The organism is Faucicola sp. SE7633 (assembly GCF_059264685.1).
The window spans coordinates 143,608-159,984 of the sequence record NZ_JCADBW010000003.1 but is presented as its reverse complement, the minus strand read 5'-3'; the positions used below and the strand labels follow the sequence as shown (position 1 = coordinate 159,984).

Here is a 16,377-nt window from a genome sequence, read left to right as displayed (position 1 = left end):
TTGCTCGGCTAGTTGCTCATTGATTTGGTTGAATAAGGGTTCAATGAGTCCAAGTTCACCTAGGTGTTTGTGGTATCGCCAGATGGTGCTGTGGTCGGGTACGTTATCGGTAAGTGATAATCCAACAAAGCGACGAAATAGTAAATCTCTTGCCAGTTGTTTTTCCATGGCTGGGTCGGATAGGTTATAGAGTTTTTGTAGTAGTAAGATTTTAAACATGATGACAGGGTGAAAGGCACTTTCGCCACGGTCACTGCTATGGACGTGGCGTAGAGTGTGTTCGATAGTTTGCCAGTTGATTAGGTTATGTAGTTCATCGAGTTCTTCGATGGCTTTGTGAGCGTTAATGAGACTGTCTGCTAGGGACAGTTGCCCTGTTTGTTTCCATGCCATATCGGTGTCTTTTGCTATCTGGTTGATTTTACTGTATTATATCATTTTTACAAACTTTTGTGCATTTGTTCGTGCAAAGGTTTCTTAATGGATAAAAAATAGAAAACTAAATACAGAACTTGCAGCAGTAGCCCTGAAGCAATAATACGAAAAAAATCATTTTTTTTAAGTGTAGGTATTACAGCAGGATATTCTTTTTTGGATGAAAATATCATGATAAGCATAGATAGTGCCAAAGCTGACCTTAAAAAAAGAAAGCTACAAACGTCTGCATATTGTAAACCTAGCTTAGAAAATAGCGCCCCTCCACTCCAAATTATTAAAAAGACAAACGGTACAAGTCTATTTACTAGATTTGCTCCACCGAGTTTATTTGAATTAGCTAAACTCATAATTGTTACTCTAACCTAAAATCAACTGGATAATCAGGATGTGGCTTAGTAGAATCATAAGGAAAAGAGATATGCTTATCTAAGCAGGGTTTTCTAGTAAAAAAAATCAGCATATCCCTGGTTGCCCGTTTTGTTAGATTTATTTGAAAAACAGGGCTTAAGCTATGCTTAAATTCGTTATCTTTTATTAACCGACCATATAAGAATTTTTTATGTTGTATTGATTTCACAAGATTTTCTTTTTTTGCCTCAAAAAATAAATTAAAGAATAACCAATACAACAAGTGAACTGTAGCCAAAAAATATTCAAAAATATGCCAAAAAGATTTTTTATGCGAAAAAAATGACGCTGATTTAAAATTTGTTGTCTTGTCTTGTCTTGTCTTGTCTTGTCTTGTCTTGTCTTGTCTTGTCTTCGTCATTGAATTGATAAGACCTTTGAACCGCGCCAAGATTGTCGCCGCCATCAACATTTGAGACAATACCGCCCCAAATCTCAACCAATCGCAACCAAATGACCGCCACCAAACCACCAACCGCAAAATCCAGTCGGATTTATCTACCGCACGACACCGCCTATCTACAAGGCACATTGCTGGATTTTTTTAGCCAGCATTTTGCCCATATTCCGCGTGACGACTGGCAAGCACGGTTCGCAGATGGTTTGGTGACTGACACCAACGGCAACCCTCAAACAGCGTCCGCGCCATATCGGGCAGGGCAGACGCTGCAATATTACCGCGCTGTGGCAAATGAACCATACATTGCCGCCGAGCCGACCCTATTGCACCTTGATGAACATCTGTTGGTCATCGACAAACCGCACGGGCTGCCTGTCATCCCAACGGGGCAATATGTCGAGCAGACTGTCCTTGCCAAGCTGCGCGGCCATCCTGACTTGTTGGCGCGTCATGCCGCAGGGCAACTTGATATCATGGCGATATCGCCCTTGCACCGTTTGGACAAGGACACGGCAGGCGTGATGCTGCTGTCGGTCAATCCTGCCAGCCGTGGCATTTATCAACAAGGTTTTGCCAACCACACCATGCACAAGGTCTATCACGCCATCGCGCCCACGCGCACGGATTTGGCGTACCCGTATCGCGTGGCCAACCGCATTGAGCGCGGTGAGCCGTTTTTTTTAAGCCAAATTGTGGCAGGCGCGCCCAACGCGGTGACGGATATCAAACTGATACAACACGGCGGCGCGGTGAGCCTCTACGAGCTTACCCCATTAACAGGCAAAAAACATCAACTGCGCGTCCACATGGCAAGCCTTGGTATGCCGCTGCTCAACGACAACCTTTATCCAACCGTGCAGCCCATCGGCACAAGCGACTTGTCGCGTCCGTTACAGCTACTGGCAAAAACCATTGACTTTATTGACCCCATCAGCGGACAGGCGCGTCAATTTATCAGCCAACAGACGTTGGTATTATGCAGTGAATCATAAGTAACACTTGGTCACACAAGGTTAATTTATCATAAAACGCTTGACAACTACCCACCATCGGCTAAAACTAGCTTACTGGCACAACACACAACACACAACACACAACACACAACACCGAGTCCGAGGCAACGATGGCAACCAATTTTCAAATCGCAGGCGTAAATGGCAGTATTGAAGGCGACGGCGAGCAAACACTGGTCATGATTCATGGCTGGCCAGACACCAAAGCTCTATGGCAACAACAAGTTGCGTTTTTTAAGGATCATTACCGCTGCGTGACATTTACCTTGCCTGCGTTTGACCAGCCTGACGCACCCCCACGGGTATTTTCGTTGCAAGAAGTCATCGACACCATTCGCCAAGTCATTGATCACGTCAGCCCCGAGCAACCCGTGATTTTGATGACCCATGACTGGGGCTGTCTGTATGGCTACCAGTATGCGCTGCGCTATGCTAAGCGCGTTAGTCGTTTGGTTGGTGTCGATGTTGGCGACGCTTACAGCAAGGCGTTTAATGCAAGCTTGACGCTCAAAGATAGGCTAGTGATTGCAGGCTATCAACTGCCCTTGGCGGCCGCGTTTCGCATCAATGGCCGCATCGGTGATGCCATTGCCGAAACGGTGGGTAAGGTGCTGGGCGCGCCTGCCCCTGCCAAGTCAATTCATGCCAACATGGGCTATCCGTATTACGCGGCATGGACAAAAGCCAAAGGCGGATTTAACGACTTAAAACCGCTGGATTTTGCCTGCCCATTTTTGTTTGCTTATGCTACCCAAAAGCCGACGATGTTTCATTCAGCGGCATGGCTGATTGATGTGGCCAAAAAGCCTGTCAATCAAGTCAGCGGTTTCAAAACATCGCATTGGGTGACGGTGGATGAGCCCGAGCTATTTAATTACACCGTGTTGGCATGGCTAAAACGGCTTGATTCAACGCCTTAGACAAGGCAGAAAGTCAAACTGTTAGGGTAGGCGGCTATGACGTTTTAGCCATAAATATTTTAGTCATAGCCGCTGGTTTGAGAGCACGGTGTTTAAGTTAAGCGCACTTGCCAGTATTTGACCGCGATGTATTCATCGATGCCGTATTTTGAGCCCTCGCGCCCAAAGCCCGACTGCTTCACACCACCAAAGGGCGCAACCTCATTAGAAATTAATCCCGTATTTTGCCCGACCATGCCGTATTCTAGCTGTTCGGTGACGCGCCAAGAGCGTGCCAAATCGTTGGTATAAAAATAACTGGCTAAGCCAAACTCGGTCGCATTGGCGCGCGCGATGACCTCGGCTTCATCATCAAACGTTGCTATGGCCAGCACAGGCCCAAAAATTTCTTGCTGGCTAATCGCCATGTCATCGGTCACACCCTCAATGACAATCGGCTCAATCAATAAATTGGGTGCGCCATTGGCAAGTTTGGCAGGCGTGTCGGGTAGGGGCTCGCCCAACACCAACTTCGCCCCATTGGCCAATGCGTCATTGAGCAAATCGCGCACCTTGTCCACCGCGTTGGCATTGATAAGCGGCCCGATGGTGGTGCTGTCATCCATGCCATTGCCGACTTGCAGGGCGCGCACCTTGGGCAACAACACTTGTAAAAACGCCTCTTTGATATCAGCTTGCACAAACACGCGGTTGGCGCACACGCACGTTTGCCCTGCGTTGCGAAATTTAGATGCAATCAAGCCATCGGCAGCCGCGTCCAAATCCGCGTCATTAAACACGATAAACGGCGCGTTACCGCCCAATTCCATCGACAGCTTTTTGAGCGTATCGGCAGATTGCGCCATCAATAGCCGCCCCGTTTTGGTAGAACCTGTGAATGATAGTTTACGAATCCGCGCATCGCTTGTCAGCACACCGCCGACCACAGCGGATTTACCCGTCACCAACTGCAGCACGCCTGCAGGCAAGCCTGCGCGCTGCCCCAATTCGCCCAAGGCCAATGCGGTCAGGGGTGTCAACTCGGCAGGTTTGACGATAATCGCACAACCTGCCGCCAAGGCAGGCGCGACTTTGCGTGTAATCATCGCCGCAGGGAAGTTCCATGGCGTAATCGCTGCACACACGCCAACAGGCTGCTTGAGCACCAAAATACGCGCGTCGCTGGCAGGCGCAGGGATGGTGTCGCCATACACGCGCTTGCCTTCATCGGCAAACCAGCGGATAAAGCGGTTGGCGTAGTCAATCTCGCCACGCGCTTCACCAATCGGCTTGCCTTGCTCAAGCGTCATGATGGTTGCTAAGTCGTCGCGGTTGGCATCAATCAAATCGGCCCATTGGTGCAGAATCTTGGCGCGTGCCTCGGCCGTTTGTGCCGCCCAGTCGGCTTGTGCACGGGTGGCATGGGCAACAGCAGCGCGCACGTCATCGGCAGACAGGCTTGCCACTTGTGCAATGGTTGCACCATCATACGGATTGGTCACCGCAAAGGTTTGCCCATCGCTGGCAGCTTGCCACGCGCCGTTAATCAAGCAGTCGGTTTGTAGTAGGCTTGGGTCTTTGAGGTGTTGGCAAATGGTGTCGGTTGGTTGGTTTGACATGGTTTGTCCTTTTTTATTTGTGGCAAAAAAATCGGTTTACGCCCAGCTATTGTAGGCGATGGTACAACAGGCGTGTGTAATGTTTGTTGGGTGATTGTTATCGCTTAGATATTTTAAAAAAACAATCAAATCTATAAACTATACGTGAAGGAAAAAAATCCGTCAAGGCTGCACCCCAAGCCTAATACAATCTTTAAAAACTAGCCCTCATTCATCCACAGCCGCTTTAACGCGGCCGCAGCCGCGCGGCTATCATCTGCGCCCAAAATCGCTGACACCACGGCAATGCCACTGGTTTTGACCCCCGTGATCAGTAAGTTTTGTTGTAAGGTGGGTAAGGTTTTGGCATTGATACCACCAATGGCTACCATCGGCACGTCCACCGCCGCCCAAATAGCGGCAAGCGTCGGCATGTCCACCGTTTTGGCATCGTGTTTGGTGTGGGTGGCAAACACCGCGCCCACGCCGATATAATCCGCACCATCCGCTTGGGCTTGGCAAGCTTGTGCCACCGTGCGCGCTGACACGCCAATGATTTTATCCGCGCCCAGCAATCGCCGCGCGACAGCAGCAGGCAAGTCACTTTGCCCGACATGCACGCCATCGGCATCGACCGCCAGCGCGATATCCACGCGGTCATTAATCAGTAGCGGCACATTGTGGCGGTCGCAAATGGCTTTGATTTGTAACGCTTGTTCATAAAACGCGCGACTATCAAGGTTTTTCTCGCGCAGTTGCACCAACGTCACGCCGCCCACAATCGCTTGTTCAACCGCATGTGCCAACGTCACGCCTGCAGGCAGGCAGCTTTGGTCAGTCACCAAATACAGACGATAATCCACAGGCTTACGCATGGTTGTATCCTTTTCACAATCGGTGTTATGCCATCAGCTATCAAGCGTGATGGTGGGCTTTGCGCCCTGCTCACGATGGTGGCGTGCAATCATCCGCCGTGCCACCCACGACAGGCTAAACATCGGTAATTGCGCCGCACCCACCAGCGGCAAAAACATTGTACCCAAAAACGGCAGCGCAATGGAGTAGGTTAGCATCAAGTTGCGCCCACCGCTAATCAGCGAGGCGGTGATGTATTCCTCCAGCCCCTTTTTGCGATACAGCATATACATGCCAAAATAATACAACACCACCAACGCCACCGCGATGACAAACAACAAAACACCCGTGCCCAGATCGTCGTCAAGCTCACGCCGAAAACCGCCCACCAAGCCCAGCGGAAACGCCATCAACAAAATGATATTGTACCGCGCCACCAGCGGATAGGCGGTTTGCAGCCAGCGTGTGGGCAACGTGCGCCGTGCCACCGCCGCCAATATCATCGGCGCAATGACATACACCGCCAGCCGCCGCCCATACAAGGCAAAATCCACCGTCGCGCCATCTGCCGCTAGCAGCGTCAAAACACCCAACAAAATCGCGGGCATCAACAACGTTGCGGCAATCGTCATGGCCATAGCCTCAAGCGCATCAAACCCAAGCGCATTGACCAACGCACCACTACCAAACAACGGCGCGGTCACCGATACCGCCGCAATCGCCAGTAGCAAATCTCCACGCGCACCGCACAGCCACGCCACCCCCGTGGCAATCAGGGTCATGCCTGCCGTTTGCATGACCGCAAACCGCCACGTTTTGGGCAACGCCATGTTGCGTAGCAGCTTACGTTCATCCAACCCAAGTAAAGTAAAAAACATCAAAAAAAACAAAATTGCAGGCAGGGTCTTAAGCACCATCGTCGATAAATCGGGCAACACCATACCCAGCACACACAACGCTGGCATCACAATCGTGCTATTTTTGGCAATCCATCGCAACATCGTTTGATTCTCCCTAACCTTGCTGCCGCAACACAAAGCCAAATCTTACCACGCAGCACCCGCTTGGCGAGAAATATTTCTTGGCTTGGCGGTGCAGATATTGTCACCAATCTGACCGCTATGCTATAGTAATTGGTCACCAAAAGGCTTGCCAAATCGGCATGGGCACAAGAGGGCATATACGTGGCGATGACTATTGATTTGCAGCAGTTGGCGGACATACTGGCGCTTGCCGAACAAGCCAATATCGATGTTTTGGAGCTGCGCCAAGGCGATACCCAAATTCGCATTGTCTGCCATGCGCATGAGACAACCGCCTCAAATGCTGCCACCGCACCCACCCACGACATCCATGCACCGCGTCCGCCACACGCTCAACCAAAACCTGTGCAAACCGCCAATCCATCTCCCCAAGCTGCCAACGCTGACCCGATAGCCACGCCATCTCAACCAGCCACCAACACGGCTGCCGCTGCGCCCATCACCTCACCGATGGTTGGCACATTTTATCGCAAGTCCAGCCCCGACCACCCACCGTTTATTGACGTGGGTCAAACGGTGGCGGTGGGTGATACCTTGTGCATCATCGAGGCGATGAAAATCATGCACGAGGTCAAAGCCGAGCGCGCAGGCACGGTGCGCGACATTTTAGCCAAGGATGGCGATATGGTTGAATACGACCAACCGCTGATTGTGCTAGGCTAGTTGTTCATATTTGGTTTACATGGCGCGACCAAATTGACGCGCATTTGCCCACGCGCGTGACATACCGCGTGGGTTTTTATTGTTTTTATCGTTGGAACACCCCCATGACTGCAACTGCTCACAACGCTTTGACCAACCCCGCCACCAATCGCCCATATTTTGACAAACTATTGATTGCCAACCGTGGCGAGATTGCCCTGCGGGTGATTCGGGCGTGCCGATTACTGGGTATCCGCTCGGTGCTGGTGCATTCAACCGCTGACCGTGATTCATTGCCCGTGCGCATGGCGGATGAAACCGTGTGTATCGGTGGCGCACCTTCTACCCAAAGCTACCTCAATCAAGACGCGATTTTGGCGGCAGCAGAATTGACGGGCGCGCAAGCGATTCACCCAGGTTATGGGTTTTTGTCAGAAAATTCCGAATTTGCTGAGCGTGTGGCGCAGGCAGGCTTGACGTTTGTCGGGCCAACCGCTGCCAATATCCGCCAAATGGGTGATAAAGTTGCCGCCAAACAAGCCATGCTGGCTGCAGGCGTGCCGTGCGTACCAGGTTCGGACGGTGCACTGCCTGACGATGACGCAGCGATACTGGCATTGGCAGAACAGATTGGTCTGCCCGTGATTATCAAAGCAGCAGGCGGTGGCGGTGGGCGTGGCATGCGCGTGGTGACCCAACAAACTGAGCTGCTTGCCGCTGTGGCAATGACCCAAAAAGAAGCCAGCACCGCGTTTGGCAATCCCACCGTGTATATGGAGCGTTATTTGCAGCAGCCGCGTCATATTGAGATTCAAGTTATCGCCGATAACCATGGCAACGCCGTGCATTTGGGTGAGCGTGACTGCTCAAGCCAGCGCCGTCACCAAAAAGTTATTGAAGAAGCGCCTGCCCCACACATCAGCGCTGCCGAGCGCGCCAAAATCGGGCAGGCTTGTGTCAATGCGTGCCGCCAAATGGGCTATCGCGGCGTGGGTACGTTTGAGTTTTTGTATGAAAATGGCGAGTTTTTCTTTATTGAGATGAACACGCGCATTCAAGTTGAGCATCCTGTGACCGAGCTTGTAACGGGCATTGATTTGGTTGCCGAGCAAATCAAGGTCGCAGCAGGTGAGCCCTTAAGTTTTTGCCAAGATGATGTGACGCTTTTAGGGCATGCCATCGAATGCCGTATTAATGCTGAGCATCCGTTTAGCTTTATGCCGAGCGCAGGCAAGATTGACTATTGCCACCTGCCTGCAGGCAATGGCGTGCGCGTCGATAGCCATATTGAATCGGGCTATCGCATACCGACGCAGTATGACAACCTAATTGCCAAACTGTGCGTGTACGCACCGACCCGTGAGCAAGCCATCACAAAAATGCAAGCGGCATTATCAGAGCTGACCGTGACGGGGATTTTGACCAACAAGGCCTTGCACCAAGCGTTTTTGGCAGATACAGCCTTTGTCCAAGGCGGCAGCAGTATTCATTATTTGGCAGAATGGCTAGCGGCAAATCAAGCCAATCTACCGATGAACGGCGCAGATTTACCCAAAGACCGCTTGATCGCACCCAATGCGTAACCACGGGCACATTTGCTGTTCACCATATCAAACCATAGGATAAAAACCATGCCAACGGACGCTAACAACCTTATGCCGCATGAAACATGGCAAATTTGTGGTGAGCGATGCTTGACGCTGTTTTTGCCCAAACCTGTCACCCTTGAGCAGCAGCAGTTATGTTGGCGTTGGGCGGAGGCTATCTTGACGTTGGCAGGCGTCGGGCCGTGGGTGGTTGAAACGGTTGTTGGCATGAATACGCTAAGCGTGTATACCCACGCGTTAAGCGTTGCTCAATTGCACCATTTGCAACGCGCCTTGCAAGATTTTACCGACCATAACCGTAAGCCCAAGCAGATTGACGGGCAACACATCAAAATTCCCGTACGCTATGGCGGTGAATACGGCCCTGACTTGGCGGCCGCGGCAGCGATGAAAAACCTAAGCGTTGCCGAGCTGGTCGCGCAGCACACTGCGCCGATTTATACCGTGTATTTCATTGGTTTTCAGCCTGGTTTTCCGTATTTGGGCGGCTTGCCTGCCGCGTTACACATGCCACGCCACGCCACACCGCGCAAGCAAGTGCCTGCAGGTTCGGTCGGTATTGGTGGCGAGCAGACGGGCATTTATCCGTTTGCCTCACCAGGCGGTTGGCAGCTACTGGGGCGCACGGATTTGCCGTTGTTTGATATTGCTAAGCCTCAGCCGACGTTGCTCAAAGCAGGCGATACCTTACAATTTGTCGCGGTTGATGTGCTTGAATAGGTTAAACGACCATTTACATTCAAGTAATTTTTTAAACAATACCAAAAAACTTAAAAATCGAGTAGGGGATGCCAACCATGCAGCCGCAGCATGCAACCACACCAACCAACGCCAAGCCTGTGTTAAATATTCAAGCCGTCAGTGGCTTAGCCAGCGTGCAGGATTTGGGACGCTTTGGACAGCGCGGTTTTGGTATCGGTATCAACGGCGCGATGGACACATGGGCATTGCGTGCAGGCAACGCGCTATTGGGCAATGCCGACCATGCTGCCGCGATTGAAATCACGTTGGGCGGATTGACGCTAACCTTTAGCCAAGATACGGTGTTTTGCTTAACTGGCGCGCTCTTTGAGGCGTATTTAAGCAGAGTTATGGACGACAAACAGCGTGTGCCAAACGGTTGGCGCACGCAGGCGCGGGCAGGCGATACCCTAACGCTGGTGCGCGCGGTGCAAGGCATGCACGGTTATTTGTGCGTACAAGGCGGTATTGAAGTGGCAAGCGTGCTGGGTTCGGCAAGCACCAACAGCAAGGCAGGTTTTGGCGGCTATCATGGGCGCATGCTACAAGCAGGGGATAGCGTGACAGTCGTTGCCGACAGCCATGAACGCGGTCGTGCCAATAGCCAGCCGATTGGTGTAACGCCATTTGTGCCAACCTTGAGCCAAGATTTGCAAGCAATCGCTGCCGACCATCCTGACACACCGCTGATACGTGTGCTAAAAAATAGTGAATTTGCTGCATTTAGCCGCCGCGCACAGCAGGATTTTGTCAATACACCGTGGAAACTCACCAGCAGCAGTAACCGCATGGGCTATCGCCTTGAGGGGGTAGAGCTGACGCTAGACGCACCGCTACAGATGCATTCACACGGTGTTGATATTGGCATGGTTCAAGTGCCGCCACAGGGGCAGCCCATCGTACTGATGGCAGATACCCAAACCACAGGCGGCTATCCCAAAATCGCGACCATCATTGAGGCTGATATCGGGCGTTTTGCCCAGTTGCGTTTTGGGCAGGCGTGCCGTTTTGCTTATGTGGAATTGGCACAAGCGATTGCCGCGCGCACGCAATACGAGCGTTATGTGGCGCAGATTCGTCGGTATGCAAGTTTATGATTTTTAAATATTTTTTATAAGGATTTAACATGAACCCAGCATTGCGCATTGATTTAAACGCGGATGTGGCTGAAGAATGCGGGCAAGACGCGGCATTGCTTGAGATTGTCAGCTCTGCCAATATCTGCTGTGGATTGCACGCAGGCTCTGCCGTGACAGCGTACCAAACCTTGCAACTTGCCAAACAACACGGCGTGCGCGTTGGGGCGCACCCAAGCTATGATGACCGCGCAAACTTCGGGCGAACCAACCAATATCTAGCCGCCAGCGATGTTGCTGCCGTGCTAAGCTACCAACTTGGCGCAATACAAGCCTTATGCAAGCAAGTCGGCGTGACGCTATCTTATGTCAAACCACACGGCGCGTTGTACAACCAAGCCGCCAAAGACCCAACGCTTGCCGCCGTTGTGGCGCGTACCATTCAACAGTTTGACCCAAATCTATCCGTCATGGCATTATCGGGCGGTGCATTGATTGATGCCGCGCGCGCGCTTGGCTTGGCGGTAGAATCCGAAGTCTTTGCCGACCGCCGCTATGAAGACAACGGCGCGTTGGTCGCGCGTAGCCAGCCCAATGCCGTAATTGAAAACGACGACGAAGCCTTGGCACAGGTCCTACAAATGATTACCCAAGGCACGGTCACCAGCATCAATGGTCAAACCATTGCCGTACAAGCGGATAGCATTTGCCTACATGGTGATTCGGCACACGCGGTTGCCTTTGCCCAGCGGATTTTTGCCACACTAAACGAACAAGGCATTGCGATTGCCGCGCCCAGACGTGCTTAAACTTTTGCCAAAACCTAAGAGACCAAATTATGCTAAATTTTGACACCGCACAATTACGCACCGTGGTGCAGCTGATTGCCCAAAGTCAGCTTGTCAGTGTTGAGGTTGCGGTGGGTGACACGTGTGTGTATGTTAAAAACCGCACTGACCGCACGCTGACCAATGTGCCAGCTCGACTTATCACCGCTGAACACACCCCAAACCCAGAGCCACACCAACACCAAGAGCCGCTTGCCATTCGTTCGCCCTATGTTGGACGTTTCAAAACCGCGCCCGATGCCATCAGCCCTGTGTGTGTGCAAGTTGGTGATTGTGTGCAAGTTGGTGATACCATCGGCTATGTTGCATCATTGGCGCGGCTGCTACCAGTGGTCAGTGAATACGCGGGCACGGTGACAAGCGTGTTGGAGCATGATGCCAAGGTGGAATACGACAGCGTGTTGCTGACGCTGGGTTAATTTGCGTACGTTATGTATCAGCCCGTTTATAGATACGGGCTTTTGTTGCGCGATTTCTGGTCGATTTTATCATATTTCGCATAATGTATATTATGTTAAATAATATATACCAATGTTTGCCGTCTGATTGGTAAAAATATGTTTAGTTTAGCATATACGGTGCATTATACAACCCTATGGGTTTTTTAATAAAAAGCCCAGCATATTCGGCTAGGCTTTTTTGATTTAGTTTTAGGCTGGTTGGCGCAAGCCTAACCATACAACCCTGCGGCAAACATCTGACGCATGACCTTTTTGTCCAATTTACCGACGCTGGTTTTGGGCAGTTCGGGCAGAATTTTAAGCTCGCTTGGAATGGCGTATTTGGCAATCAGTCCACGCTCTGCCGCTTGCTGTCCCAATGCCAAAATATCCTCGGCATTGGTGTTGGCATGGTCGGGCTTGAGGGCAACTATCGCCAATGGACGCTCGCCCCATCTGTCATCGGATACGCCAATCACCGCGATATCGGCAACACTGGGATGCAACGACAAAATTGTTTCTATCTCAAGCGATGATACCCATTCACCGCCCGTTTTGATAACGTCTTTGAGGCGGTCGGTGATTTGTACGTTGCCTTGTGCATCCATGTGGGCAATGTCTTGCGTGTGCAAATAGCCACCTTGCCACAATGATTCGCCTGCATCACGGTTTTTATAGTAGCTTTGGGTAAGCCAAGGTGCGTGTACCACCAACTCGCCTGCGCTGCGCCCATCTTGTGGCTGGCGTTGGTCACCCTCCCCCCAAATATGGATTTCGGTCAGCATCGCGGGCGTGCCTGTACGAATGCGGCGTTGGATGGCTTGGTCGGGGTCGGGGTCATCATCTGCACGAAATGTCGCCGTCGCGATAATTGGCGCGGTCTCTGACATACCATAAGCGGCTGCCACTTCAATACCCTGTGCCACGGCTGCACGCGCCAGCCCTTCGGTTAGCCGTGAGCCGCCAACCAACATTTTTAAACCATTAAACCGTCCGCCACGGCTTGTCATTTCTTTGAGCAGCATTTGCACAATGGCAGGCACGCCGTGAGTGAACGTAACTTGATGCTGTTCAATCAAATCTACCAACCGTGCAGGGAGATAACGCCCTGGGTAAATTTGCTTGAGCCCCAACATTGTCGCCAAATACGGCGCACCCCACGCATGCACATGAAACAGCGGCGTAAGCGGCATATACACATCACTGTAGCGAATGCCGTGCGGATCACAGTTTGGCGCGACTGTTGCCACCAGCCCAAGCGTGTGTAAAACCAACTGACGATGGGTAAAAAACACGCCCTTGGGGTCGCCCGTCGTACCGCTGGTATAAAACGTCGTCGCAATGGTGTTTTCGTCAAAATCAGGAAAATCAAACGTCGGGCTTGCTGCGGCCAATAACGCCTCATATTCGCCCACAATATCGTTATTGCTAGTTTTGGTGGCATTTGGGATGGGCGTGCCGTCATCACTCATCCACACCACATGCTCAAGGCTTGGCACATCGTCACAGCGATTGGCAACCATGGGTGCAAATTCGGCATTCAAAAATAACGCCTTGGGTCGGGCGTGATTGAGCGTATAAAGCACCTTATCAGGTGATAGCCGCACATTGACAGTTTGCAAAACCAACCCACACATCGGCACAGCAAAATATAATTCCAAATAGCGCGGCGTGTCCCAATCCATCACCGCGACAATATCACCGCCTTGTAACCCTAAGCCCATCAATACATTGGCTAAGCGGTGGATACGAGCAAAAAATTCGCGATAGGTGTAGTGGGATTTATCAGCGTAATAAATACGCTCATCATTGGCCACCGCGCGCGCACGGTACAGCAATGATTTGACAAGTAGTGGAAAATAATGCGCCTGTGAAACAGCGTGGTAGTCGTCGTGTTGGTTTAAAATTGCACTCATACCTTCCTTGGCTCCTGTATTGAGTTCATCACTGCATGACACGGCTAAGGCTTGTCAATCACCACGACAACCGCCCTACCCAAGCCGCCCATGCTTGCCAGCGTCCTTGCGGCAATTATTATTGATATTAGGGCGTGTTGTGCTTAACATAACTGAAAAAATCACGCTTGTAAAGTACTGCGCCACCCACCCGATTAAACCCATTCCATCAGCGACAACTACCGACCCACCGCCAGCTATGCTACAATCACGCCAATCTTTAACCGCCCGATTAGACCAAATGATGCCAACGCCTACCCCAACCATTCCGCTATGCCTACCGCCCGACATCACCGCTGAGCAGTTTTTGGCAGAATACTGGCAACAAAAACCCCTACTCATCAAAAACGGCTTGCCGCAACTCATCGGCAGATTTGAACCCGATGACATCGTGGCACTGGCACAAGATGACAACGCCACCGCGCGGCTAATTAGCCAACAAGACCACCAATGGCAGCTACAAACCAGCCCATTTAGCCCGAATGTTTGGCAACACTTGCCCGAGCATTGGACAGTATTGGTACAAAACTTGGAACAATGGTCGCCCGAACTTGCCTTGCTGTGGCAGGCATTCGCCTTTGTGCCGCAATGGCAGCGCGATGACATCATGGTATCCTACGCGCCTGCAGGCGGCGGCGTGGGCGGTCATTATGACAATTATGACGTATTTTTGGCACAAGGCTACGGCAAACGCCGCTGGCGACTGGGCAAAATGTGCGACGCAAACAGCGAGTTTTTGCCCAATCAGCCGCTGCGTGTGCTAAGCGACATGGGGCAAATCATTTTTGATGACGTGCTATCGGCAGGTGACGTGCTGTATGTACCCAGCAATTTGGCGCATGATGGTGTGGCGTTGGATGATTGCCTGACATTTTCATTTGGATGCCGCCGCCCGTCGGTACTGACGTTGCTAGATGCGCTGGCAGATGTGGCGACGCATGAAGACGCGCTGGCAATTCCGCTAAAAATCGCCCAACCGCCCCACCCTGCTGCCCATCGGTCGGTGGGTATGGTCGCGCCCGAAAGCCTTGCTGACATCAAGCGTCAGCTACTTGCCATGCTACAAAGCGCACAAGGCGACGCACTGCTTAGCCGCGCCATCATGGAAACCGTCAGCAAACGCCAATACGATTTGCTACTGCCCGAGCTTGATGACGATTTGACCGATTTGGATGCATTGGCGCAAGCCTTGGCAGACGGTGCAGGCGTGCGGCAAGATTTGGCAGGACGCATGGTGTATCAGCCGCGTATCAATACCGCAAACCCTGACAGCTTGGCTGTTGATTTGTTTATCAATGGCGAATACATCGCGCCCGATGACATCGCACCCAACGCGCAAGCGCTGCTGCGCCGCCTTGCTGATGGGGAGCGTTTGACGGCGGCGGATTTTGACGCGGCTGGCGTGCCGCTAGATGACCTTGCCGACTGGCTAGAAAATGGTTGGGTGTGGTTAGACACAGACACAAGCTTTTAACGCTTAACAAATGATAAACATCTAAAACCAACCGCCTAAAGCCAAGCGTGCAAAAAACCACCGATTTCAGCGGTTTTGTTAAAATTGGTTGGCTAAACTTGTTCTGTGATTGTTCTGCCGATATTATCCTGTTAAAGTTATTGTCTAAAACCAAACACCTTATCCTTGTCTAGGTGCAGTTTTACTTTATTTAGATAACAACACGTGATGATTATGACTTACTATTTTGGTTTTCACCCCTCACAAGATTTGTCCGATAAAATCGACGAAGCCTACGCGCTGATTGAAGGCGGCGCGGATGTAAACTATGACACCTACCGCGACCAAATCACCCACATGGTCAATCAAGAATTGCTTGATGCCATGCTTGGCAAACTCATTGAAGCCATGCCCGAGCACTCCGAGCGGCGCGCGCATTTGGTCAAAGCCAATGACACCATCCATGTCACCGTTGATAAGCTGATTAACACGCTACTATCGCCTGCGGATAATGCACAGGTGCTGCCGAGTTTTGAATTTTTGGACAAACAAGTCTTGTTTCGCGATGCAGACGGGCAACGCCGTATCAGTGTGCCGCTAGATGACCGCTTAGCGCGTGAGCTGTTGGCGTGTATTGAGCGCGTGCAGCAAGGCCAAGGCGAAGCCGAGCGCGACAACTTAACGCGCCTATTCACCCAACTGGTGCAGGCGTGTTTGCAACATTTTATGGGCGATTTTACCAAAACCCTGCCGCTTGGTATGATTAAACGCCGCGCCATTCCCGTTGCTGAAGGTGTGATTAATAAAGTGGTATCGGTAGCCTTGCAACGGCTGATTCCACAAATGCCGCAAGATGCGCTGGCACGCTTTAGCGCGTATTATGGCACATTGATTTTTGAAGCTTGATTTTTTACGCCTGATGGTTGGCGCAGATTTTTTTAGTTTAGCCACTTAGCCAAAT

Annotated in this window: 17 protein-coding genes; 10 read left to right on the top strand and 7 right to left on the bottom strand. The window is 51.4% G+C overall.

Annotated elements, in window-relative coordinates; all coding sequences use genetic code 11:
• From AC5L4R_RS02360 to AC5L4R_RS02350, 3 genes are all read right to left on the bottom strand, one after another.
• Positions 1 to 393 (bottom strand): transposase (locus tag AC5L4R_RS02360; protein WP_494478025.1); only part of this gene is annotated, 393 nt, incomplete at its 3' end.
• Between the two features lie 47 nt (positions 394 to 440).
• Positions 441 to 785: a hypothetical protein gene (locus AC5L4R_RS02355; RefSeq protein WP_494472195.1), complete on the bottom strand. Its 345-nt coding sequence runs from the start codon at positions 783 to 785 to the stop codon at positions 441 to 443.
• Positions 786 to 790: 5 nt separating this feature from the next.
• Positions 791 to 1,267, bottom strand: a complete 477-nt coding sequence (locus tag AC5L4R_RS02350; RefSeq protein ID WP_494472194.1) for a hypothetical protein — start codon at positions 1,265 to 1,267, stop codon at positions 791 to 793.
• 32 nt (positions 1,268 to 1,299) lie between these two features.
• Here AC5L4R_RS02350 and AC5L4R_RS02345 point away from each other — a divergent pair, with 32 nt between their 5' ends.
• Positions 1,300 to 2,238, top strand: coding sequence for a pseudouridine synthase (locus AC5L4R_RS02345; RefSeq protein WP_494472193.1), 939 nt, complete (start codon positions 1,300 to 1,302; stop codon positions 2,236 to 2,238).
• A gap of 131 nt (positions 2,239 to 2,369) precedes the next feature.
• Complete coding sequence (locus AC5L4R_RS02340) at positions 2,370 to 3,179, top strand: alpha/beta fold hydrolase (protein ID WP_494472192.1); 810 nt, start codon at positions 2,370 to 2,372, stop codon at positions 3,177 to 3,179.
• A 92-nt stretch (positions 3,180 to 3,271) separates the two neighbouring features.
• Here AC5L4R_RS02340 and AC5L4R_RS02335 read toward each other — a convergent pair whose 3' ends face one another.
• The 3 genes from AC5L4R_RS02335 to AC5L4R_RS02325 form a co-directional block, all read right to left on the bottom strand.
• A complete protein-coding gene (locus AC5L4R_RS02335) occupies positions 3,272 to 4,777 on the bottom strand; it encodes an NAD-dependent succinate-semialdehyde dehydrogenase (protein WP_494472191.1) in 1,506 nt (501 codons plus the stop codon).
• Positions 4,778 to 4,977: 200 nt separating this feature from the next.
• Positions 4,978 to 5,631 carry a thiamine phosphate synthase gene (gene thiE, locus AC5L4R_RS02330; protein ID WP_494472190.1) on the bottom strand — a complete coding sequence of 218 codons (654 nt, stop codon included), beginning with the start codon at positions 5,629 to 5,631 and terminating at the stop codon, positions 4,978 to 4,980.
• Between the two features lie 33 nt (positions 5,632 to 5,664).
• On the bottom strand, positions 5,665 to 6,612 hold the full coding sequence (locus AC5L4R_RS02325; protein ID WP_494472189.1) for a lantibiotic ABC transporter permease: 948 nt from the start codon (positions 6,610 to 6,612) through the stop codon (positions 5,665 to 5,667).
• Positions 6,613 to 6,801: 189 nt separating this feature from the next.
• On the opposite strand from AC5L4R_RS02325, the gene accB reads away from it, so the two are divergent.
• The 6 genes from accB to AC5L4R_RS02295 all read left to right on the top strand — a co-directional run bounded on the left by accB (position 6,802) and on the right by AC5L4R_RS02295 (position 11,987).
• On the top strand, positions 6,802 to 7,317 hold the full coding sequence (gene accB, locus AC5L4R_RS02320) for an acetyl-CoA carboxylase biotin carboxyl carrier protein (RefSeq protein WP_494472208.1): 516 nt from the start codon (positions 6,802 to 6,804) through the stop codon (positions 7,315 to 7,317).
• Positions 7,318 to 7,421: 104 nt separating this feature from the next.
• Positions 7,422 to 8,879 carry an acetyl-CoA carboxylase biotin carboxylase subunit gene (accC, locus tag AC5L4R_RS02315; protein ID WP_494472188.1) on the top strand — a complete coding sequence of 486 codons (1,458 nt, stop codon included), beginning with the start codon at positions 7,422 to 7,424 and terminating at the stop codon, positions 8,877 to 8,879.
• 48 nt (positions 8,880 to 8,927) lie between these two features.
• The gene (gene pxpB, locus AC5L4R_RS02310; RefSeq protein WP_494472187.1) at positions 8,928 to 9,623 is read left to right on the top strand and encodes a 5-oxoprolinase subunit PxpB; all 696 of its coding nucleotides are present in this window, start codon (positions 8,928 to 8,930) and stop codon (positions 9,621 to 9,623) included.
• A gap of 77 nt (positions 9,624 to 9,700) precedes the next feature.
• A complete protein-coding gene (locus AC5L4R_RS02305) occupies positions 9,701 to 10,741 on the top strand; it encodes a 5-oxoprolinase subunit C family protein (protein ID WP_494472186.1) in 1,041 nt (346 codons plus the stop codon).
• A gap of 29 nt (positions 10,742 to 10,770) precedes the next feature.
• Positions 10,771 to 11,529 carry a 5-oxoprolinase subunit PxpA gene (gene pxpA, locus AC5L4R_RS02300; protein ID WP_494472185.1) on the top strand — a complete coding sequence of 253 codons (759 nt, stop codon included), beginning with the start codon at positions 10,771 to 10,773 and terminating at the stop codon, positions 11,527 to 11,529.
• A 29-nt stretch (positions 11,530 to 11,558) separates the two neighbouring features.
• Positions 11,559 to 11,987 (top strand): acetyl-CoA carboxylase biotin carboxyl carrier protein, encoded by a 429-nt coding sequence (locus AC5L4R_RS02295; protein ID WP_494472184.1) that lies wholly within the window; start codon positions 11,559 to 11,561, stop codon positions 11,985 to 11,987.
• Positions 11,988 to 12,238: 251 nt separating this feature from the next.
• Here AC5L4R_RS02295 and AC5L4R_RS02290 read toward each other — a convergent pair whose 3' ends face one another.
• The gene (locus AC5L4R_RS02290) at positions 12,239 to 13,924 is read right to left on the bottom strand and encodes a fatty acid--CoA ligase (RefSeq protein ID WP_494472183.1); all 1,686 of its coding nucleotides are present in this window, start codon (positions 13,922 to 13,924) and stop codon (positions 12,239 to 12,241) included.
• Between the two features lie 139 nt (positions 13,925 to 14,063).
• Here AC5L4R_RS02290 and AC5L4R_RS02285 point away from each other — a divergent pair, with 139 nt between their 5' ends.
• The gene (locus tag AC5L4R_RS02285; RefSeq protein WP_494472182.1) at positions 14,064 to 15,437 is read left to right on the top strand and encodes a JmjC domain-containing protein; all 1,374 of its coding nucleotides are present in this window, start codon (positions 14,064 to 14,066) and stop codon (positions 15,435 to 15,437) included.
• Between the two features lie 213 nt (positions 15,438 to 15,650).
• Complete coding sequence (locus tag AC5L4R_RS02280; protein WP_494472181.1) at positions 15,651 to 16,322, top strand: hypothetical protein; 672 nt, start codon at positions 15,651 to 15,653, stop codon at positions 16,320 to 16,322.
• The last annotated feature ends 55 nt before the right edge of the window (positions 16,323 to 16,377 follow it).